This window comes from Leptospira montravelensis (assembly GCF_004770045.1).
Classification (GTDB): domain Bacteria; phylum Spirochaetota; class Leptospiria; order Leptospirales; family Leptospiraceae; genus Leptospira_A; species Leptospira_A montravelensis.
Genome location: NZ_RQFO01000017.1, coordinates 246,726 through 266,309 on the forward strand (window position 1 = coordinate 246,726; position 19,584 = coordinate 266,309).

The 19,584-nt window shown below is 38.3% G+C and carries 22 protein-coding genes; 15 read left to right on the plus strand and 7 right to left on the minus strand.

Annotated elements, in window-relative coordinates; translation table 11 throughout:
- From EHQ31_RS15045 to EHQ31_RS15070, 6 genes are all read left to right on the plus strand, one after another.
- Positions 1-630, plus strand: a complete 630-nt coding sequence (locus EHQ31_RS15045) for an SOS response-associated peptidase family protein (RefSeq protein WP_244247419.1) — start codon at positions 1-3, stop codon at positions 628-630.
- Positions 631-786: 156 nt separating this feature from the next.
- Positions 787-1,563, plus strand: coding sequence for a GNAT family N-acetyltransferase (locus EHQ31_RS15050; protein ID WP_135571578.1), 777 nt, complete (start codon positions 787-789; stop codon positions 1,561-1,563).
- Positions 1,560-2,690, plus strand: coding sequence for a hypothetical protein (locus EHQ31_RS15055; RefSeq protein ID WP_135571580.1), 1,131 nt, complete (start codon positions 1,560-1,562; stop codon positions 2,688-2,690). Before EHQ31_RS15050 ends, EHQ31_RS15055 begins: the two co-directional genes overlap by 4 nt.
- An 80-nt stretch (positions 2,691-2,770) precedes the next feature.
- Positions 2,771-3,451 (plus strand): biliverdin-producing heme oxygenase, encoded by a 681-nt coding sequence (locus tag EHQ31_RS15060; RefSeq protein ID WP_135571582.1) that lies wholly within the window; start codon positions 2,771-2,773, stop codon positions 3,449-3,451.
- Positions 3,452-3,454: 3 nt separating this feature from the next.
- Positions 3,455-4,708, plus strand: a complete 1,254-nt coding sequence (locus EHQ31_RS15065; RefSeq protein WP_135571584.1) for an MFS transporter — start codon at positions 3,455-3,457, stop codon at positions 4,706-4,708.
- Positions 4,709-4,742: 34 nt separating this feature from the next.
- Positions 4,743-5,105: an LIC13410 family lipoprotein gene (locus tag EHQ31_RS15070; RefSeq protein WP_135571586.1), complete on the plus strand. Its 363-nt coding sequence runs from the start codon at positions 4,743-4,745 to the stop codon at positions 5,103-5,105.
- Positions 5,106-5,107: 2 nt separating this feature from the next.
- On the opposite strand, the gene EHQ31_RS15075 is transcribed toward EHQ31_RS15070, so the two are convergent.
- Entirely contained in the window at positions 5,108-5,872 is a 765-nt protein-coding gene (locus EHQ31_RS15075; protein ID WP_135571589.1) for an LIC13411 family adhesin, read from the minus strand.
- A gap of 63 nt (positions 5,873-5,935) precedes the next feature.
- On the opposite strand from EHQ31_RS15075, the gene EHQ31_RS15080 reads away from it, so the two are divergent.
- The 4 genes from EHQ31_RS15080 (at position 5,936) to EHQ31_RS15095 (ending at position 10,351) form a co-directional block, all read left to right on the plus strand.
- Positions 5,936-6,928 (plus strand): helix-turn-helix transcriptional regulator, encoded by a 993-nt coding sequence (locus EHQ31_RS15080; RefSeq protein ID WP_135571591.1) that lies wholly within the window; start codon positions 5,936-5,938, stop codon positions 6,926-6,928.
- Positions 6,921-8,426 (plus strand): DUF2779 domain-containing protein, encoded by a 1,506-nt coding sequence (locus EHQ31_RS15085; RefSeq protein ID WP_135571593.1) that lies wholly within the window; start codon positions 6,921-6,923, stop codon positions 8,424-8,426. The genes EHQ31_RS15080 and EHQ31_RS15085 overlap by 8 nt, the downstream gene beginning before the upstream one ends.
- Positions 8,426-9,472 (plus strand): alpha/beta hydrolase, encoded by a 1,047-nt coding sequence (locus EHQ31_RS15090; RefSeq protein ID WP_135571595.1) that lies wholly within the window; start codon positions 8,426-8,428, stop codon positions 9,470-9,472. The genes EHQ31_RS15085 and EHQ31_RS15090 overlap by 1 nt, the downstream gene beginning before the upstream one ends.
- 69 nt (positions 9,473-9,541) lie before the next feature.
- On the plus strand, positions 9,542-10,351 hold the full coding sequence (locus tag EHQ31_RS15095) for an LIC13212 family protein (protein ID WP_135571597.1): 810 nt from the start codon (positions 9,542-9,544) through the stop codon (positions 10,349-10,351).
- 25 nt (positions 10,352-10,376) lie between these two features.
- Here EHQ31_RS15095 and EHQ31_RS15100 read toward each other — a convergent pair whose 3' ends face one another.
- Both EHQ31_RS15100 and EHQ31_RS15105 read right to left on the minus strand, forming a co-directional pair.
- A complete protein-coding gene (locus tag EHQ31_RS15100) occupies positions 10,377-10,604 on the minus strand; it encodes a hypothetical protein (RefSeq protein WP_135571599.1) in 228 nt (75 codons plus the stop codon).
- Positions 10,601-11,956 (minus strand): MFS transporter, encoded by a 1,356-nt coding sequence (locus EHQ31_RS15105; RefSeq protein WP_135571601.1) that lies wholly within the window; start codon positions 11,954-11,956, stop codon positions 10,601-10,603. The genes EHQ31_RS15100 and EHQ31_RS15105 overlap by 4 nt, the downstream gene beginning before the upstream one ends.
- 111 nt (positions 11,957-12,067) lie before the next feature.
- Here EHQ31_RS15105 and EHQ31_RS15110 point away from each other — a divergent pair, with 111 nt between their 5' ends.
- From EHQ31_RS15110 to lpxD, 4 genes are all read left to right on the plus strand, one after another.
- Positions 12,068-12,265 carry a (2Fe-2S)-binding protein gene (locus EHQ31_RS15110; RefSeq protein WP_261637326.1) on the plus strand — a complete coding sequence of 66 codons (198 nt, stop codon included), beginning with the start codon at positions 12,068-12,070 and terminating at the stop codon, positions 12,263-12,265.
- On the plus strand, positions 12,262-12,903 hold the full coding sequence (locus EHQ31_RS15115; RefSeq protein ID WP_135571605.1) for a RibD family protein: 642 nt from the start codon (positions 12,262-12,264) through the stop codon (positions 12,901-12,903). The genes EHQ31_RS15110 and EHQ31_RS15115 overlap by 4 nt, the downstream gene beginning before the upstream one ends.
- Positions 12,904-12,985: 82 nt before the next feature.
- Positions 12,986-13,423: a DoxX family protein gene (locus EHQ31_RS15120; RefSeq protein ID WP_135571607.1), complete on the plus strand. Its 438-nt coding sequence runs from the start codon at positions 12,986-12,988 to the stop codon at positions 13,421-13,423.
- Positions 13,424-13,514: 91 nt separating this feature from the next.
- Positions 13,515-14,573, plus strand: coding sequence for a UDP-3-O-(3-hydroxymyristoyl)glucosamine N-acyltransferase (lpxD, locus tag EHQ31_RS15125; protein WP_135571609.1), 1,059 nt, complete (start codon positions 13,515-13,517; stop codon positions 14,571-14,573).
- 547 nt (positions 14,574-15,120) lie between these two features.
- Here lpxD and EHQ31_RS15130 read toward each other — a convergent pair.
- Both EHQ31_RS15130 and mazG read right to left on the minus strand, forming a co-directional pair.
- On the minus strand, positions 15,121-15,513 hold the full coding sequence (locus tag EHQ31_RS15130) for an LIC_13241 domain-containing protein (protein WP_135571613.1): 393 nt from the start codon (positions 15,511-15,513) through the stop codon (positions 15,121-15,123).
- 80 nt (positions 15,514-15,593) lie between these two features.
- Positions 15,594-16,439 (minus strand): nucleoside triphosphate pyrophosphohydrolase, encoded by an 846-nt coding sequence (mazG, locus tag EHQ31_RS15135; protein WP_135571615.1) that lies wholly within the window; start codon positions 16,437-16,439, stop codon positions 15,594-15,596.
- An 83-nt stretch (positions 16,440-16,522) separates the two neighbouring features.
- On the opposite strand from mazG, the gene EHQ31_RS15140 reads away from it, so the two are divergent.
- The gene (locus EHQ31_RS15140) at positions 16,523-17,035 is read left to right on the plus strand and encodes a DUF6580 family putative transport protein (RefSeq protein WP_135571617.1); all 513 of its coding nucleotides are present in this window, start codon (positions 16,523-16,525) and stop codon (positions 17,033-17,035) included.
- Positions 17,036-17,049: 14 nt separating this feature from the next.
- Here the strand turns inward: EHQ31_RS15140 and EHQ31_RS15145 are convergent, their stop codons facing one another.
- The gene (locus EHQ31_RS15145; RefSeq protein ID WP_135571619.1) at positions 17,050-18,000 is read right to left on the minus strand and encodes an alpha-L-glutamate ligase-like protein; all 951 of its coding nucleotides are present in this window, start codon (positions 17,998-18,000) and stop codon (positions 17,050-17,052) included.
- A complete protein-coding gene (locus EHQ31_RS15150) occupies positions 17,997-19,583 on the minus strand; it encodes a 7TM domain-containing protein (protein WP_135571620.1) in 1,587 nt (528 codons plus the stop codon). Before EHQ31_RS15150 ends, EHQ31_RS15145 begins: the two co-directional genes overlap by 4 nt.
- Position 19,584 lies beyond the last annotated feature (1 nt).

Sequence of the window (19,584 nt, forward strand, 5' to 3'; positions counted from 1 at the left end):
TTGATCTTAGAAGAAGAAAAAAAAGCCGATTGGTTTCACAGGTTACCAAAAGAAACAATCAACCAATTTCTAAAATTCAATTCACCGCTATTTGAAATCAAACATCCCAAAAGTTTGGTGCAATCCTTTCAACTAGATGGTGAATCGGTTGTATCCGAAACGAATGCCTGGGGTACAAAACCTTCCTGGTGTCCCGACTTTTTAACCAATACAAAATCAGAAAAATTAATTTCTTCTCCGTATTGGAGTCAGTATCTACAGAATCGGATTCTTGTTCCTATACATTCTTTTTTTGAATGGCAAATACAAAGGACAGGCAAAAAACATAAATACGAAATCACATTCAAAAATCCTAATTCTTTTTTTGCAGGTTTATGGGGAGAAGAAAATGGAACCAAGTGGATTACGATTCTCACTGGTGAAGCAAATGAAAAAATGAAAACCATCCATAACTGCGGGGAAAATAAACATCGTCAACCAATCGTAATGCCATTACAAAATCAAAATCATTGGCTTAACCCTACTGTCAAAAATCCAAAAGACATTACAGATCTATTGTATCAATTTACTCCGGACGAAACAATAGAAGAAGATTTGAACAAAGAACCAACGCTATTCGACGAATCTTAAACATTAAATTATTTGGTGATTCGGGAAAATTACTTAGTGTCATCAATTTGTAATAATGCAACAATTGATCCCAACAAATGATTTTCACCTTATTGTCACATTGTCGTAACCGATCCATTTTACCTTATCAGTAGATAAACAAGAGGATAAATTCCGATGAAACCAAATACTATTAATAAAACAGAACGAATTTTAGAGGTTCGTTTAGCGGAAAACCAACTAGAAATTGAAAGAGCACTCGCACTACGATATGAAGTGTTCAACTTAGAAATGGGAGAAGGTCTGCCACAATCTTCTGCTACAAGAAAAGACCGTGATGAATACGATTTGTACTGCCACCACCTAATCGTGATCGATAAATCTACTGATGACAAAAAAATTGTAGGAACCTACCGCATATTAACACGCCAAAATGCAAAAAACGGAATTGGTTTTTATAGCGAAAACGAATTTGATATTACATCTATTTACAACCTTCCTGATGAAATTGCAGAAGTAGGACGTTCTTGCGTTCACCCTGATTACCGTGATGGTTCGGTGATCTCTTTACTCTGGCAAGGACTTGCTGAGTTCATGAACAAACATAACGTTCGTTATTTGATGGGTTGCGGATCAATTCACTCTACCGATGCTGGAGTTGCTTCCCAATCTTATGGATTTTTGAAAGCGAAAGATGCGATTGCCCCAGAAGAATTTCGGGTATATCCAAACCCTGACTATGTCCTTCCTGGTTTTGATGCCAATTTTCATGTAGAAGATCCAAAATTAATTTCCAAAAATATCCCTCCACTTTTGAAAGGATACCTCCGAGTGGGTGCTAAAATCTGTGGAATTCCTGCACTGGATTCTGTTTTTGGTACTACAGATGTGTTTATTCTTTTCGACCGCAAGGAAATCACGGAGAGATATGCGAAACACTATATGAATGCATGAGCTCTAACCAGGAAATAGATTACCAGCACCCTACAAAAAAGGACCAAGTTCGATTCTTTGTATTTACCCTTTTTTTAGTTTTTACGATTTGTGCAGGTTATTTCCTGGGGTTTCCTCGGTATTATCTTGGATGGTTTTCTTTTGCGATTGCATCGTTCTCTGTGGCTGGAAACGATGCAGTCCAAACCATCGGAACCTTTATCGAGAGTAAAAAATCAGTTCATTGGCTACAAAAGATTCTCGTTTTCGGTGGTCTTTTATTTTTCGTTCATTTAGGCGCATGGTTTTTACATGGAGGTGAAATTCATTTTCATCGACTTGATTCCATCCCTGAAACCAAAGATTTCAATCTCCTCCAACTTTTAGCTCCAGTAATTCTAGTAGTCATCACAAGACTAAGAGCTCCCGTTTCTACGACTTTTCTCGTCTTAGGATTGTTTGGTGGAAAGAGCATAGACCAAATGTTAACAAAATCCTTTTTTGGATATGGTCTCGCATTCCTTGTTGCGATTGTTGTTTGGGCGATCCTTGTCAAAGTAGACCCACATGAATACCATGAGGTTCACACTCCCGATCCAGTAACGGAGAGAAGATGGTCTCAGTTACAATGGCTTTCCACAATGTATTTATGGGTGGCTTGGTTATTTCAAGACACAGCAAACATTGCCGTATTTTTACCTAGGCAGTTGGGAATCATCGAATTTTTGACCGCTGTATTTATTCTCATCGTCGCTTTACTTGTCATCATTCGCACTAACGGTGGCACCATCCAACGTGTGGTATCCGAAAAATCAGACATCCAATGGGCCAAAGCCGCCACCATTGTCGATTTAGTGTATGGAAGTCTCTTATTCTTTTTCCAATACATTAGTAATGTCCCCATGTCTACCACTTGGGCATTTTTAGGACTCCTTGCGGGCCGCGAAATCATTCTAAATGTCATCACATACAAAGACCTACCTTATTTAGATACTTTCCGGAAAGTGGGTAAGGATGTTGTTCTTGCCACCATCGGGATCCTTGTCTCCATTTTGGTTTTCTTTCTCTCCTACTTCCTCTACCCCGAACAAAGGGCGAACACCCCACTCGAATTTTGGAAATCCCCCACCCAGGAAGATTCCCTATAATTTTCTTTGACACGAACTGCAATTGTCAGGGTAGTGTCATATATGAGATTGATTCTCATAAAAAGAAACGAGGAGTCATTATGTCTATAGCAATGATGTTACGAGAAGGAACCGCAGAAAAACACCAGGAAACCGAAAAGGTCCCGTATCTCCGCGCCATTTTTCGCGGGGGTCTAGATGCCCAAACCTATACTTACCAATTAGAAAGTTTACTCGCAGTTTATACGGTAATGGAAGAACTCTACCGCCAAAACAAAGACAACCCCATTCTTGCCAAACTTTACTTTCCGACTCTCTTTCGCGAAAAAGCACTCAAAGAAGATATTGCCAGTTTCCAAAAGAAATTTGGAACCAAACTTCGTGGATCTATATCGAAAGCGACACAAGGTTACATCGATCATATCAAAAATACGGCAAAAACCAAACCAGAACTTCTAGTAGCACAGGCTTACGTACGTTACTTGGGAGATCTATCAGGGGGCCAAGCAATCAAAAAAGTAGTAGCTAAAACTTTTGAACTAGAAGGAAATGAAGGAACTGCTTTTTATGAATTCCCTGAAATCGAAGACCTTATGGCTTTCAAAGGAATTTATCGTCAAAATTTGGACACTCTCCCATTGGACGAATCACAAAAGGCAGAACTATTAGAAGAAGCGAAGGTTACGTTCGATTTAAACAAGTTTTTGTTTATTGAACTCGATTCCGATCTTAAAGAAAATATCGGAATGGACCGTTACCAAACTCTTTTACCAGCAGGTTAATTTTTGGGATTCCCGTATACATTAGTCACTTTAGTTTTTTTATCTATGTTACCGGTTACGATGATTGTGCCGGTAGTCAAGGATGTAGTAAAAGATCGCTTACTCGGATCGAACTGGGAAGTTGCTTATTTCACAAGTATTCCCATGCTCGGTTCCTTTCTTTTTGCACCAGTTGCGGGAATCATCTCTGACCGTTTTAAAAACAGAAAATACTTCATTAGTTTTTTCTGTTTTTTAGATGCAGGGCTTTTTTATTTACTCACTATTGTCACCGACATGGGACTCTTTCTTTTTTTAAGATTCCTCGAAGGTGCCGCCCATATTTTTATCATCGGACTTTTACTTAGTTCGGCTGCCGATCGTGAAAACGATCCAGAGAACAAACGTTATTATGGCAAAGGCATTCTTATGGGCATCACGGGGATGTTTTTATCTCTTGGTGGTGCCTTTGGTATGCCGCTCGGTATCCTTGGAAGACAAAATCCCCTTTTGCCCTTTTATGTAGGTTCAGGAATTCTTATCTTTGTAGGATTAATGAGTTTACTGATGTTAAAGGACAAAGGGATTCATAAAGTAAAAGATTTTAAGTTAAACGACTTAAAAGTTGCCATTTTTGAAAATCCATTTTTGTTTGTTCCGTTTTTATTCAACTTCATCGACCGCTTTACTGTCGGTTTTATTATATCTTCTTTTAACATTCACTTACGTGAAACACTCGCCTTCCATCCCGGAATGCTCGGTGTGTTTTTAGGACTTGTTCTTTTTCCTATGAGTTTACTTTCCTACCCTTCGGCACTTCTCTCTCGCAAAACAGGCGTTTTGCCCCTAGTGCTTGTAGGTTCTACAATCTACGGAATTTTTCTTGGTCTCTCTGGGACAACTAACGATTATTGGTATCTTTTTACCTTTTTACTGGTCTGTGGTGTTGGAGCCGGAGTGATGTTTGTACCTTCCATGATGCTTGCCAGTAAAATGTCAAAACCTGGCCTGACTGCTACGACAATGTCTGCTTTTACCGGTGTGGGTTCGCTTGGCTTTATGTTAGGTCCGGTTGTTTCTGTACAAATGCAAATGGTTTTCGAATCAGTATTACCTCCTGCTTATAGTTTTTCTGCTCTCTCTTTCTTTTTTGGATTTTTGGAGATTGGACTTGTGTTTTTAACCATTCCCTTTTTCAAAAAGATTTTGGAAAAAATGGGTAGAATCGATGCAGAAAGAGAAAAGATAACACTTGCCAACCCCGATCCAATCCTGTAGAATCTTGGGTAATCCATCTAAAGGTAAGGGATTTATGTTCAAAAAACTTTTGATACTCAGCACGTTTGCCTCCGTTCTTTTCCTTGTTTCTTGTTCCTCTGGAAACAAAGTACAAGCAGGAAGCACTAAAGTTTATCCGCACACGGCACTTCGCAAATTAGAAATCGATATGATCAAAGTGGGGGATGGTTTAGTAAAAACAGAAGCTGTTCTTGGCAAATCGACAGAAAAATCATCTGACCCAAGTGGAACAGTCATGGTATGGTATTTTGCTGAAGACCGCGATGTTCCAGAACAATACTACACTTTGAAAGAAAAACCTGATACAATTGAAAAGTTTTTAAAACTTACTTTTGACGCAAAAAATAAAATTACAGCAAAAGACTTCAAACTATAAAATCATTCTTCCGATGTGGATTCCAATTCCGCATCGGTGGGTGCAGGGAAAGGATATCCGGGGAAACTTGGTTTTACCTTTCCTTCTAAGTCATCATCTAACAAATCGATGGTGGTAAATCCAAGTAAAAAATCAAAGGCTTCTGCAACATTAAATCCAAGTCTGGCCCCGCCATAAACCCCTGCTACAAACTCTACATTCCAAGAATAACCTGGCGGATAACCAAATGGTTTTAAGTCTTCTGCGGGAAGATACACCAAAAATTCTTTTTGTCCAGTGGCAGCCACCAAGTCGTTTGTAAGTTCCCGACGGAAGTGCTCTTTTTTTCTCCTCTTTCGATCCTTTACAGGATCATAAAGATAAGAATAATATCGCATCTTATAACTTTTTACATTGGCTCTTTCTTCTTTGGTAAGAGGGATCCCTTTTTTATCGACAAGCCAATTTCCTTTGGCATCCAAAATGGGAAGACCTGAATGAAAACTCTCACCACCTAATATACCAAAGACGAGTTGTTGGGAATGGTAAGTACCTAATTCTCCACCCCTAAGACCCACACCTCGGCCCAAATCCTTTTTTCCTAACCCGGACTCACCACCTTGGAAAAGAACACCAATAGGAAGTGGACCTACTTTCAGGGCAGCTCCGTACATTGGTGTTTCAGCACCAACGGTTACTATGTCTTGGAAATCATTTTTACGATTTTTCCAATACGTTGCACACTGTAGAAAAAAGGAAAGGCTTAGAATAAGACCAATGATTCGCATTCTTTTCCAGTTTTTTTCATTTTCTACTTTTCGGAATCAAAAAAACAAACAATTTGGGAAGATATGACTTCTTTTGAAGACTTTCCGATGATTGAAGTGAAAAAAATGAATGAGACGGAAGTCCGCCTCTTTGCCTTACTTTTTAATCTGCTCCGCGAACCAAAAGGAATCAGTTTCCAAAAATTTCGTAATATCATGCCTCGGTTCTACAAAAATGAAGATATAGAATCCGATCGCAAAAAGCTCTACAGAGACTTAAACCAACTCAAAAGCCTTGGATTCAATATCAAAGTGGCTCAGTTTGGTTACCAATCAGAAGACTACTTCCCTTATTATTTAGAAAAAGAATCAATCAATAAGTCTCTCCAACTCAACAAAGAAGAGTTAGAATATCTCTCACAAGTATTATATAGCCAAGAACCTTCGGCCGAAGGTTTTAGTCTTTCACAGAAACTTTTTTCAAACCATCTTGATCTCCTTCCGAAATTTGCCAAACAACCAAAACTGGATTCCAAATCAGAAGAAGAACCGGACTCGTCTCATACAGAAAAAATCCTTCAAGCCATCAAAGACAAACGAGCACTCACCATCCAATATGGATATGAATCCAATGAAAGAATCATCGAACCCTATCGATTGGTTCGCAAAAACACCACTGACTTCTATTTGTTAGCTTATGATCGCGGAAAAAAATCCTTACGAAAATTCATTTTACCAAAAATCTCAGTTAAAAAAGAATCCAAAGAAGAATTTTTATCTAATTTAAAAATCACAAAAGAAGATTTGAACTTTCACCCTTTACTGATCGCCAAACACCCAGAGATGGAAATCTCTTTTCAAATAAATCCTGATTATGAAGATCGTTGGAGATTATTTTTAGAAGGTGCCAATTTCGAAAAAACAGGGTCCGAATACAAAGTCAAAACAACAAATCAAAATGCACTTTTTCAATTTTTGATTTTATCTCCAGAGGCTCTTGTTTCGACTTCAGAAGTTTGGAAAGAATCATTCCAAACCTATACACAATATTGGGAAAATTTGTATCAACTTGTTTGATCAAAAAGTTAATATAATCACCAAATCTCAGTATTTACAATACTTGAGGTGTAAGAATGCATTTCATTTAATCAGAGAGGGAGTAGTACAAAAGCCTTCCACATCGTCTTATGGTGGTTATCTGGAATGGGGAGATTTCCTCCAACTTTGTAGAAACCAGTTTCCTGATGGAACCTCATTAGACAAAACGCTAGAAAAAGAGGAAAGTTTCAAAAAAACAGAAACCTTAATCCTAGAAAAGAAATCTATCTTTCACGCCCATCTTCGTTTTAATGAATTTGTTTCCACAGTAGAATATTTAGAATACGATAGCGAACGGGAAGGTTGGATTCTCTGGGATTTTCGGCCAATTGGTTCGATCAAACAAGACATCCTGCGTTCATTTTATTTTTACAAACAAGTGGCAGAAGGTATGTCACTTAAAATTCTTGGATACAAACTCATTCGCATTCAAACAAAATTTGTTTATCCAGGTGGTCCCATCAATCCAGAAGATTACCTACTCGTGGAAGATATCACTTCACGAATGGAATCAGAGATGGGGACTAGAGAAGAAGAATGGAACTCATTCCAAGAAGAACTAAAAAGCACAATAGGACAATCTGTACGGTATTCTTTTTTTGAGGCCAAACCGAGTTGTCGTTCCCTAAAAACCTGTCTATCTCCAAGTCATTGTGCAAAAGGGAAAGAAACTGCCAAAGAGATCTTTGATTTTCGTGACAGTTCCGAATTAGCCAAACAATGGTTTGCCTCTGGGTACAATTCGTACGAATCTGTTCCCGATTCAGAGCTATCTCCCATCCAAAAAATTCAAAAAGAAGCTCATATCACAGGAAATATTTACTTTGATCGAAAACCATTCGAAACTTATTTATCTAATGCGACAAAATCCGTTGCTTTTTTAGATTTTGAATCCATCAACCCTTACATTCCTCTTTATCCACAAACAAGACCCTTCCAACACATTCCATATTTGTATTCCTTACATATTTGGGATTCTGAAAAGAATACTTTAACACATAAAACCTATTTACATGAAGATATAGGCTCTGACCCCCGTATTCCTGTTATGTCCCAATTACAAAAGGATTTACCACCAGGGATCACCATATTTTCGTTTAACGATTTCTTTGAAAAACTCATCATCCAGGAGTCAGCCGAAGCATTTCCAGAGTTTTTAGAGTTTTGGGAGAGAGTCAAATCGATGTTTATCGACTTGGCATTGCCATTTAAAAAACTTTGGATCTACCATCCCGGTCAAAATGGCAAAGCATCTTTAAAGGAAATCCTTCCCTGCTTTAGTACAGAAAGTCACGGAGGCCTCTCCATTCGTGAAGGACAAGATGCTAACTACCAATATTTAAGATTAATAAAAAAGCAGGTGACAGCCGAAGAAAAAAAACGTGTTCTGGAGGATTTGAAAGCTTACTGCAAATTAGACAGTTACGGTTTGTTTTTAATCTATAGAATGTTACAAGAAAGATTATCGGTTATTTAATGTTAGGTATCAAAAAATCAGTCGCGCAACTAGTCTTTTCGTTACCAGAACATTGGATTTCTACCTTGGTTCGAAAGTCAGACCAACCGGAAACAAATGAATTGGATCCGCACTGTGCTTTAGCATGTAACATTGCAAGATTTCTGCCTAAAATGGAACAAATGAGTCCTGAAAAGGCACGCCGGCACTACCGCGATCAAATGCGGATCTTCGAGGAACCGGAATTTCCCATTGCTCATATCGAAGACAAACTGATTCCCACTCCTAGCGCCTCTTTCATTCCCATCCGAGTCTACAACGCCAACCCACAAAAAAGAAATCTTCCTTCTGTACTCTTCTTTCACGGCGGAGGTCTCACCATTGGTAATTTAGAGACACATGATAATTTTTGTCGTAAAATGTCTCATTATACAAAAAGCATAGTCATAGCTGTGGACTATCGTTTGGCACCCGAACATCCCTATCCTGCCGCTCACGATGATGTTTGGCTTGCTTACCAATATGTGCGAAACACAGTGTATCTCTTTGGCGGATCACCCAATGCCATAGCCGTTTGCGGTGACAGTGCGGGAGCGTTACTGGCAACCTCTCTTTGCCTTCGAGCCAAAAAAGACAAGGTTCCTGTTCCTGTTTACCAGGCATTACTATATCCGATGCTTGATACTTCCAAAGAATCAGAAACCTATGAGCTTTTTGCGGAACGTTATGTCCTCACACGTTCTCTGATGCGTTGGTTCATCCAAAACTACCTTCCTAACAAAAAAGATAGGTCACTTCATTATAATTCCCCGGTTTTAGCAGATGCCAAAGAATTGAAAGGGCTTCCTCCCACATATTTAGGAATCGCAGGATATGATCCGTTACGCGAAGAGGGAGAAACTTATGCCAAACTCCTGCAAACAGCTGGTGTCAAAGTCGAAGAAAGGTTATTTTCCTCTCTCATCCACGGTTACATCCAACTCACAGGACTCATTCCCAAGGCCAAAGAAGCGGAAATGGACCTTTTCCAATCCCTCAACCGTTTTTTTTCTACGAGAAAAATCTGACTAAGTCCATTCAAGAATCGACAAGGAAGGATTCGATACTATAAAAGACAGAAATCTCTGAGGTACGTCATGATTCTACGATTCTCCATCACTCTCTTTTTCCTAATTGGGATTTCGGCTATATATGCTGAAAAACCGGCTTCTGCTACTTTGAAGGAACGTGAAACCCAAAAACAAATTGATCTTCAAAGAAAAAACGGGTTTGGTGATAACGAAATTGATACCTTACATGCAAACATCATTGGGAACTTACGCAAAATGAAAAAACTCCAAGATTTAGGAGTGGATAAAACAGCTGCGCAATACCTAGCTCATACACCAGACGAACATAAAGAATTATATAAAAAAGATAAAGATGGTAAACCTTATATGGAAATTAAACTTCCACAAGGGCAGTCTTACATTGATTATCCGACAGTATTCTTATACGATGGTGTTGCTTATATATTTCCAAAAGAGGATTTTAGCGATTTAGACAAAATCATTTTAACATTTCGCAGGGTGAACGCAGATGGAACCATCCATGTAAAAGAAATGAGAAGACTTGTAAATCCATCCCCAAAATCAGAAGGATCCGAAAAAGATGAAAAAGGGGAAGCGAAGTTAGATACAAACTCGGATATCCGTTTGGAATATTATAGATCTCTTACTTCTGATACGATTTGGCCAAATGATCCAGTACAACCAGCAGAACCGGACATTGCTATGGTTTTAAATGATGAAAAAGATCCACTTCCTTACGAAAAACAAAAACATATCATGCGATCTTACAAAAAAATGTTACGAAAAATTTCCAAACAAACTGCATTCAAACTCAGAAACATCGAGTTAGATCAAAAACAAATGATTACTAAAATTTTGGATTATAACACGAACTAAAAAATTTAAAACAACAAACTAAAATTCAAGTTTGATGTTTTTCTCTTCGACTGATTAGGAGTTGTGAAATCGTTTGTTCCTCAGTCACATATTTCCTTTTTAAATAAGAAAGTGCATTGTTGATAAAACGAGGCACTTTTTTTTCTGCATCTAACAAATCCATCTTAGTTAACATTAATTCATCGATGGTTGCGAGAGCCAAATTTCTTTGGCTCTGGTGTAATTCAAAATCATCCTCGTCTTCAACTATCATGTTTTTTCTTGGAAACGGTTGGCCGCCTCGACTCCTCTTTCTTCGTTTACAAACAAGTTAATAAGTAGTGATAAAAAGTAAAAGAAAGCAACAACCAAGAAGGCATTTCTGAGAGTTACAAGTGTTTGGATGTATGCAAAAAGAAATAGTCCAGCAGCACCTGCAATTTTTCCAGAAAGTCCCCACATTCCAAAAAATTCTCCTGACTTGGATTCTGGACTAAAGATACCAACTAGTGCTCTTGACGCTGACTGAGTAGAACCAAGCCCCATTCCTGCAAGGGAAGATATAAAAACAAACACCCACTGCACAGACCAATTTTTCCCAAGAACCATATTGATAAGGTTTGTAACATCATGAACAAAATAAATCAATCCACAGGTTAATAGCCAGAGAACCAGTGTCAGGTTGAATGTTTTCTTTGCGCCAATACTATCCTGAATGACACCAAACGCAAGAGCACCAACAGCAGCAAAAATTTGGATAAAGATAAACATGGCTTGTTTATGTTCTGTTTCGATATGAATTTCATGAGAACCATATATGAAGGCAAAGGAAATGACAATCGCTAAGGCCGCCATTGTAAAAAACAAAGAAACTAGATAAATCATCAAATCCTTAAAGTGACTTGCATCTTTGAGTGTTTGTATCACTCGGTCTTTACCAATTTTAAAGTAATTTACCTTATGAGAAATCCCAAGTGGCAGGTGCGGTTCTTTTAAGAATAGAAAGGTAGGAATCGCAGCGATTAAGAAAAAAATTGCAGTATAAGGACCAACTAATTTTAAATTTTCGAAATTATCTAAAGAAATGGCACCGAGCTTCGTGGCAATGTAGACAGAACCAATTCCTCCGAAGTATCCGATTCCCCAGGCGTAGCCCGATATTTTTCCTAAATCATCTTTGGATCCTAGGAAGGGTAAAAAGCTAGAGGCAAAGTTTTCGCCGGATGCAAAGAAAAAATTAGAAATTGCAACTAAAACAAAACCTAACCAAATCATACCAGGTTCAACATAATATAACAAGAAAGTGGCGACGATACAGCCTATATAACTTAGAAAAAGAAAAAATTTCTTTTTAGAACTGTAATCAGAAATGGCACCAAAGATTGGCCCAGTCAACACGACTAAAACATAAGAGGCTGCCAAAGCCCATGCCCAAACCGACCTACCATATTGAAAGGGATCACTGGAATTGGGATCAGAAGGAACGATTAAATTAGTGAAAATTTCACAATAAACGACACTGATAATGACTGTGGTATAAGATGAGTTCGCAAAATCGAACATACACCATCCGAATATTTCACGGTTTTTTTTCTTTTTGGCTTCCGGGTTTTTGTCTAGGGACATAGAGGGTGATTGAATTTTCCTTGGTTGAAAGTAATTAAAGAGTTTCCCTCCCTTTCGTAAATCTGTCAAATGATTAGTTCAGGTATGGATCCTTTCGATTTAAATTCCCTTATGAGACCCAAACGGGTCTGTTTATGTCGAATGGTGACGGAAGATGATTTAGTCCGTGCCATCCATGCGGGCGCCGTGACAATGGAACAAATCAGAGAAACCACAAGGGCCTCTACCGGCTGCGGCACCTGCTCCATGCAGGTCTACCACATCCTCCAGCGCGAATTGCAGAATCTCTCTCGGAGGAAAATTTCATGAAATTATCGATTAATATGGCGATGACCTTGGATGGAAAGGTAGTTCGCCCGGACGGCCGTTGGTATGGCCTGACTTCTTCGGAAGACAAAACTCAAATGGACGTCTACCGGTCCCAATCCGATGCTGTCCTCATCGGAAAAAACTCCATCATCAATGACAATCCCATTGTAAAAATCCGTGCGGTTCCCAATGCACTGAATCCGAGGCCAGTCATCCTTGTCAGAAAGGGCTCCCTCCCCCCAGACAAACATGTATTTGAAGAGTCTGACCACATTCCCCTCATTATCTGTACAAAATCAAACCTCAAAGAAATCAAAACAAGCCTAGAGAACAAAGCCGAGATTTTTGCTTTAGATTCGGATGATATAGATCCAAAAAAAGTCACAGGGATCCTCAAACGTAAAGGTTACAAAAATGTCCTACTGGAAGGTGGGCCAAAACTCAATTTTTCCTTTTTGGAAGCCGACTTAGTCGATCGGATTTATCTTACGATTGTTCCTTATATTATTGGAAAAACAGGACTGGCAGGGATTGCCGATCGAAATTCGGAACTTCCCAACTTTGATAAGAATGGTTGGACCCTCAAAGACCATTTTACCAAAAGAAACGAAATCTTTCTCGTTTACGAAAAATCTTAAAAAAAATTCTAAATTTTTTCGTTGACCAATTTTCCCAGCATTAAGTAGTTTGATATTAAACTATTTAGCAATAAGAGGTTATATGTTTTACAAACTACTCGCAACCAACAAAGACATCACACTCACGATCCTACGTGTAGTACTTGGTCTCGCCATTTTCCCACACGGAGCACAAAAAGTTCTAGGAGCTTTCGGTGGATACGGATTCGAAGGAACTATGGGTTTTTTCTCTAGTTTAGGAATCCCTTATATCTTTGGAGTTCTCGCAATCATTGCAGAATTTTTTGGAGCGATTGGACTTATCCTAGGACTCTTTACACGCCTTGCCGCATTTGGAATTGCGGTAACTATGGTTGTGGCAGCTGTGCTTGTACACCTACCAAATGGTTTTTTTGTTAACAATAACGGTTATGGTTACGAATACCACATCCTTGCTGTAGGCATTGCACTTCCATTAATCATCAAAGGCGCTGGTTCGTTCTCTTTAGATGATATCATTGCACATAAAATCGAAGGATAATAAAAAATCATGACTAAGACTATCTAATAGTGTTAGCCAAACTTTAACCTCTCTGATTCCTTGTCTTAAATCCATTGATAAGGAATCGGAGATGACTCAAATCAATTTCACTACACTCCAATCATTACTCCCAGAAGCAAAGTTTCAAAATACAGAAAGTATAGTTTCTCTTTCTTTTACTGGACTCACATCCCTTTCTTTGGCGACAGCAAATGACATTGCCTTTGTAGCATCTAAAACCTTTGTGAACGAAGCCAAAACTTCCAAAGCTTCCGTACTCATTGTATCTTCTGATATCGCCGATTCACTCACGGGAAAAGCTCTCATCATTGTACCTAAAGTAGAACTTGCGACAGCAAAAATCATACGCCAATTTTTTCCCGAAAAACAACCCACAGGGAAACATAGCACACAAGTTGTTATCGATCCTTCGGCAAAAATTGGTTCTAATACCGATATAGGACATTTTGTAACTATAGGCAAAAACTCTGTGATTGGAAATGACTGCATCATCGAAGACGGTGTCAAAATTGGCGACAATGTCCATATTGGTGATGGGGCAAGGATTGGAAAAAACTGTGTATTCTTCGACGATACCATCATCGGAAAACGTTTCATCGTATTTGGAAATTCTAGTTTTGGCGGTGACGGATTTGGATTTGTTTTTGCTGGCGGCAAACACAATAAAATTCCACAAGTGGGTAGAGTTATCATTGGAGATGATGTGGAAGTCGGAAGTAACTGTACCATCGATAGAGGTGCATTAGCAGATACCACGATTGGAAACGGATGTAAATTCGATAATATGGTTCATATTGCTCACAACTGTAAGGTGGGTGATCATGTAATTATTGCTGGTCAATCTGGTCTTGCGGGAAGTGTCACATTGGAAAATAATGTGATCATAGGTGGAGCTTGTGCCATTAGTGACCACATAACTCTTGTCGAAGGAACGATCATCGCTGGTGGATCAAGCTTGCGGACTTCACCAAAAACAAAAGATGTTTATGTGGGTTGGGATTTGGGACTCACTTTCCCTGAATTCCAAAAGTATCGAGTAAACATCAAAAACATTGTGAATCTGAACAAATGGTTAAAACGAATTGAAAACATCGAAAAGAAAGTGGGGATCGAATCTAAAGAATCCTAAACCACTCGTTTCAATAGGAAACATGAATATCACAGCTTACATCTGTAGGCTGTGAACTTCAAACTCCTGAATGGTTTTCATTGAGTCCCAAGAGGTTTCTTGTAAAATTTAGCCTTCCCATAATACACCTCTGGTAATTTACTATCAGATAATTTATAAGAGTAACCATCAATGAAAACTTCCGTAATATGTAGGTAACTTTTTGAACTATATAACTTTTTCACGAAATCTGCATTAAAAAATTCGTCTTTAACTTCTAATACTTTATACTCTGCAACACAAGAAGAAATCCACCTTATAGACGACTTGATGAATTTATTAGGATACACTCGATAACTCACCTCTTCCAATTCATTTCTCACAATAATCAATTCGCCTATTTCGACACTGTAAGAGAAAATACCCTTGTGAAAAACATCACATTCTTTTTTACTAATCGATGCGTATATATCACTAGGAATGTCTGATTGCATTATAATCAAAAAGAAAATTATCAATTTTTTTATTTGGCATTTAAACATAAATAACTACACTTGATTTCCTAGATTTACGAGACTGAATCCAAATACAACTGCACACGTGTTTTTACATCGTTTACAATCGTAGGATCAGGGAACGATACAAAATTCCCGTCGGGATCGGCCCAATGGAAATCCACTCTCTCTTTTTTCCTAAGACTTAAATAAAAAATGGGGGCTGGATTCCTTCGGTTACCTTCCAAACCACCTAACCTAAGCGTGATGGATCCCATATCAGAGACAACCCATTCAAAGATCTCACCTTCAATTTTGGTTTTCCACCGAATGGGGAATAAAAGTTCAGAACTTGGATCAAAATTTTCTTGGTGATCCGAATTTGGATATTGCTCAGATAACCACCTATAGGCGATGATCGAAAATTCTTTTAAAATCGGTAAATCGTTTAGACCAATGGAATTCATACTACTCTCATTTTACGAAATTGGCGTTTATATAAAAAATTTCACTTTATTTTAGATAAAGTGATCCCAATTAATTTGGTTCAATGTTTCTCTTTTAACTGCAACTTTGCTTTGTCCCAAAACTGATCTAGTTCTGCAAGGGAATGATCTTTTAAGGTTTTCCCGGTTTGTTCAACAAGACCTTCTACATGACGAAATCGACTTTCAAATTTTTCATTGGCACGACGCAAACAAGTTTCTGGATCAATTGAAAGTTTGCGAGATAAATTGACGAGCAAAAAGAAAAGATCACCTAACTCATCTTCAATGCGTTCGTCATAAGGTAATTTTTTTAAATTTAAGGAACCTTTGGTTTTTAGCTCTTTGTCTAGTTCGCCTATTTCTTCTTGGAACTTTTCAAAAACTCCCGAAACAGTTGGCCAATCAAATCCCTGTTTTGTGACCTTACTTTGGATTTTTTCAGATCGTTGGATGGCGGGTAGGGCTTTTGGAATTCCTGATAAAATACTTTTGTCTGAATCTGTTTTCCCTTTCGATTCTTTTTCTTTTTGTTTTAGTTGGTCCCACTGCGTAAGAACCTGCTCACCCGAATTAATTCCCGATTGATCTCCATAAACATGTGGGTGGCGATAAACCAATTTTTGGAAAACATCGTTTGCCACATCTTGAAATGAGAAGGCTCCCCTCTCTCGTGCCAGCTGGCTATGGAAGGTAATCTGAAAGAGTAAATCACCTAGTTCTTCTTTTAAATGATTATCGTCTCCCCTTTCGATCGTATCTACAACTTCATACGTTTCTTCGAGTAAATGGGGGATGACGGAAAGATGGGTCTGTTCTTTATCCCAAGGACAACCTTCTGGACTTCGCAAGTCGGCCGTAAGAGCCAGCAGATTTTCCAAGGGTGAATCAAAATTAGGAGGGTTCACTGATTGTATTTTTCCCGAACCATGCGGGAAGCAAACGGAAATTTTATCTTGCGAAAGGCCCCCCCCTTTACGAGTCTATCCCTATGTTCCAATCTCGTGTCTCCGTTGCCATCCTTATGGTGATCGCTACTGTCATCAGCCGTATCCTACCACACCCACCGAATTTTACGCCCATTTTGGCCGTTTCTTTGTTTTCGGGTGCTTATTTGACAGACAGACGAATTGCTCTTTTTGTTCCCATTCTAGCAATGTTGGTTTCCGATTATTTCATCGGGTTTCATAACCTAATGCCAGTAGTTTATGGATTTATGATCCTTGCGGTTCTCTTTGGCAAACAAATTGGATCTTCTTTTACAAAATCCTTGGGATTCACAGTGGTCGGATCGGTAGTTTTCTTTATTCTGACAAACCTTGCAGTTTGGGCAACAAGTGGGATGTATACATTAGATGCACCTGGACTTACCGCTTGTTTTACACTCGCTATTCCTTTTTTCCAAAACTCAATTGTTGGTGATTTAGTATATTCTGGAATCCTATTTGGTTCAATGGCTTTCCTCAATCGTACAGTATTTGTTACCGCAAAACAAAACGCTTAAAGTTAAGTATCTATTTACAACTCTTGAAACATTCGGTGGACTCGTGTCTTAGGACCATCCGCCGAATCCTTTACCTTCTCCACTAACTGCAAACGATCTCTTAAACCCATACGGTTCGCAATCTGGATTCCAAGACCTGGTCTTGCATTCATTTCGAGTAACAACGGCCCTCGCGTTTCATCGAGAACAATATCCACACCTAGGTATCCGAGACCGGACATATCGTAACAACGTGAAGCCATTTCTAAAATTGTTTCCCAATGAGGAATCACCCTTCCACTTAATTCCTGTTTTGTGTCCGGATGTTGGTATATATTTTTATCGTTACAAACGGAATGAGTGAGAGTTCCTGTCCTAAGATCTACGCCAACTCCGAGTGCCCCTTGGTGGAGATTGGCCCTACCACCAGATTCTTTTGTTGGCAAACGTAACATAGCCATTACAGGATATCCTAAAAATACAATCACACGAATGTCTGGGATCCCACGATAAGAGATCTCGCGAAAGAAGGAATGGCATTCCAACCTTTCTTGTAATATACAAGAATCAGAGTTGCCATCCAAAGAATAAAGTCCGGATAAAATTCCTGAGACATGATGGTATAATTCCTTTTCGGTAATTTTTTTACCATCTACTTTATGATATAACATAGATCCATTGATTGATTCCGATTCACCAGTTATAACAAGAATTCCATTCCCCATACCACCGTTAGCTGGTTTGACAACAAATCCAGGTTTTCCATGAATCAGTTCTTTGGTTCCTCGAATTCCACCAAAAGTATCGACAACACCATAATGGTAGGGCATAGGAACATGAAACTGCCTGGCAAGTTCTGATGTTTTCCATTTATCATCCACTAAAGGGTAATATTCTCTAGGGTTGTAAGGTAAAATATACTCCCCGATCCTTCGATTGATTCCGAGGATTCCCTCCTCTTCAAATTTTTTGAAAAGAGAGATCATGATTTAAAGATTTCCTTAAACCTAAAAAGTTCTGAAATTCGATAACCTTTGTATTGGCCTAAAAGAATTTGAACGGCAATTACAATGAACAACAGTTCTGGATGAGTGAAAAAAAGAATTTGTAATGATCCAAAAAAGAAAATCATATAACTGATCAGTGCAATGAGTAAAGTTCCTGCAAGTGTCACAAAGGTATGAAAAATCCCTTCTTCGATGATCATAATCGAAAAACGTTCCACAAAAATCGTAGTGATGACAATTGGAAATAAAGTCACACTCATTTGATTGAAAAAAGAAATTTCCTCATTTAGAACAGAAAACAAAATTAAGGTGATAACAGTGATTGTGAGTAAAATAGAGAGTCTTGGGACAGCTAATAAATAATATTTATCCAAAGCATACCTTTCAAAAAAACCAAGTCCGATCATCAATAGGAAAAAACATATTCCAAAAAGAAGATTGGTCTCATAAAAAAACACCGCAAGTAAAATCGGGGTAAATATTCCAAAAGTAGGGATACCGATCATATTCCGTGCTACAGATAAGACCAAGGCACCTATTGGAATCAATATGACCAAACGAAACAAATTCTGTAACGGAGTTGGCAAACTATACAAGGAATAATATCTGAGGAAACTATTACTTGAGGCCACTTCCTCACTATATTCCTTAAAATTATAACGATTTACGTTTGATTTTGTAATATATGCCGTATAACGAAACGTTGCCGGATCTTCCCCGAGAGATCTTTTTTCTTCTACCGATTTCCATAACGGAAGATACCCATTTACGCTTCCGGCAAATATATTTTTATAAGTCGAAACAAAATACCATTTACCATGAATACGAATTTCATTCCAAAAACCAAGTTTTACTTTGTTGTCTTTGGTATTTAGTTTCGATAAATCAAATCCGGCAACAGTTCTGGCTTGTATTCCCTTCATCCGACAAAGCAAAGAAAATAACATAGCTTGTGTATAAGCACTTCCATTATTTAAACGTATCGTATCAGAAAGTGTGATATCTTTGGATGTATTTAAAACCTCTTCTGATATAAAATAATAAATCTGTTTGGCTGCAGCTACGTTATCCTTATCATAAGGATGGATCTGTTCAAACAGTTTTTTCCCTAACCGAATTTCTTCTGGTGAAAAGTTTTTTAGAGAAAGATAATAAGGTTCTTTACCCAATTGTTTTTCATTTGTCTGCTGAATTTCTGGTTCTGGGTTTGCATGTGTATAAGGTAAAATTTTAATCTTTGCATAATACCCGACTGATGAATTCCAATCTTCACCTTCCCAAATTCCTAAGTGGCCATATTGTTTTTTTTGCAGACGAAAATCTAAATCTTCCACCTTGGTATTGGATTTCAGAACTCTGGATTGGATAAATTGTTTGGGTATAGGAAAAGTCACTTCAGAAACAGCGACATTTTCTTTAGGAAGAATCACTACTTGTAAATTAACAGTGTCGTCTACTTCCACTGGAAGTAAGGAAAGTTCCGCAACATTTAGTTTATAGAGTATCGATACAATCGGCAATATGACAAGGATCGAAACTGTAATTAAAGTTTTACGATCCAAA

Bases quoted from the DNA above. Each gene is read 5' to 3' on its own strand.
- EHQ31_RS15050 (WP_135571578.1), top strand. From the start codon at position 787: ATGAAACCAAATACTATTAATAAAACAGAACGAATTTTAGAGGTTCGT.
- EHQ31_RS15055 (WP_135571580.1), top strand. From the start codon at position 1,560: ATGAGCTCTAACCAGGAAATAGATTACCAGCACCCTACAAAAAAGGAC.
- EHQ31_RS15060 (WP_135571582.1), top strand. From the start codon at position 2,771: ATGTCTATAGCAATGATGTTACGAGAAGGAACCGCAGAAAAACACCAG.
- EHQ31_RS15070 (WP_135571586.1), top strand. From the start codon at position 4,743: ATGTTCAAAAAACTTTTGATACTCAGCACGTTTGCCTCCGTTCTTTTC.
- EHQ31_RS15075 (WP_135571589.1), bottom strand. From the start codon at position 5,872: ATGCGAATCATTGGTCTTATTCTAAGCCTTTCCTTTTTTCTACAGTGT.
- EHQ31_RS15080 (WP_135571591.1), top strand. From the start codon at position 5,936: ATGACTTCTTTTGAAGACTTTCCGATGATTGAAGTGAAAAAAATGAAT.
- EHQ31_RS15090 (WP_135571595.1), top strand. From the start codon at position 8,426: ATGTTAGGTATCAAAAAATCAGTCGCGCAACTAGTCTTTTCGTTACCA.
- EHQ31_RS15095 (WP_135571597.1), top strand. From the start codon at position 9,542: ATGATTCTACGATTCTCCATCACTCTCTTTTTCCTAATTGGGATTTCG.
- EHQ31_RS15100 (WP_135571599.1), bottom strand. From the start codon at position 10,604: ATGATAGTTGAAGACGAGGATGATTTTGAATTACACCAGAGCCAAAGA.
- EHQ31_RS15105 (WP_135571601.1), bottom strand. From the start codon at position 11,956: ATGTCCCTAGACAAAAACCCGGAAGCCAAAAAGAAAAAAAACCGTGAA.
- EHQ31_RS15110 (WP_261637326.1), top strand. From the start codon at position 12,068: ATGAGACCCAAACGGGTCTGTTTATGTCGAATGGTGACGGAAGATGAT.
- EHQ31_RS15115 (WP_135571605.1), top strand. From the start codon at position 12,262: ATGAAATTATCGATTAATATGGCGATGACCTTGGATGGAAAGGTAGTT.
- EHQ31_RS15120 (WP_135571607.1), top strand. From the start codon at position 12,986: ATGTTTTACAAACTACTCGCAACCAACAAAGACATCACACTCACGATC.
- lpxD (WP_135571609.1), top strand. From the start codon at position 13,515: ATGACTCAAATCAATTTCACTACACTCCAATCATTACTCCCAGAAGCA.
- EHQ31_RS15130 (WP_135571613.1), bottom strand. From the start codon at position 15,513: ATGAATTCCATTGGTCTAAACGATTTACCGATTTTAAAAGAATTTTCG.
- EHQ31_RS15140 (WP_135571617.1), top strand. From the start codon at position 16,523: ATGTTCCAATCTCGTGTCTCCGTTGCCATCCTTATGGTGATCGCTACT.
- EHQ31_RS15145 (WP_135571619.1), bottom strand. From the start codon at position 18,000: ATGATCTCTCTTTTCAAAAAATTTGAAGAGGAGGGAATCCTCGGAATC.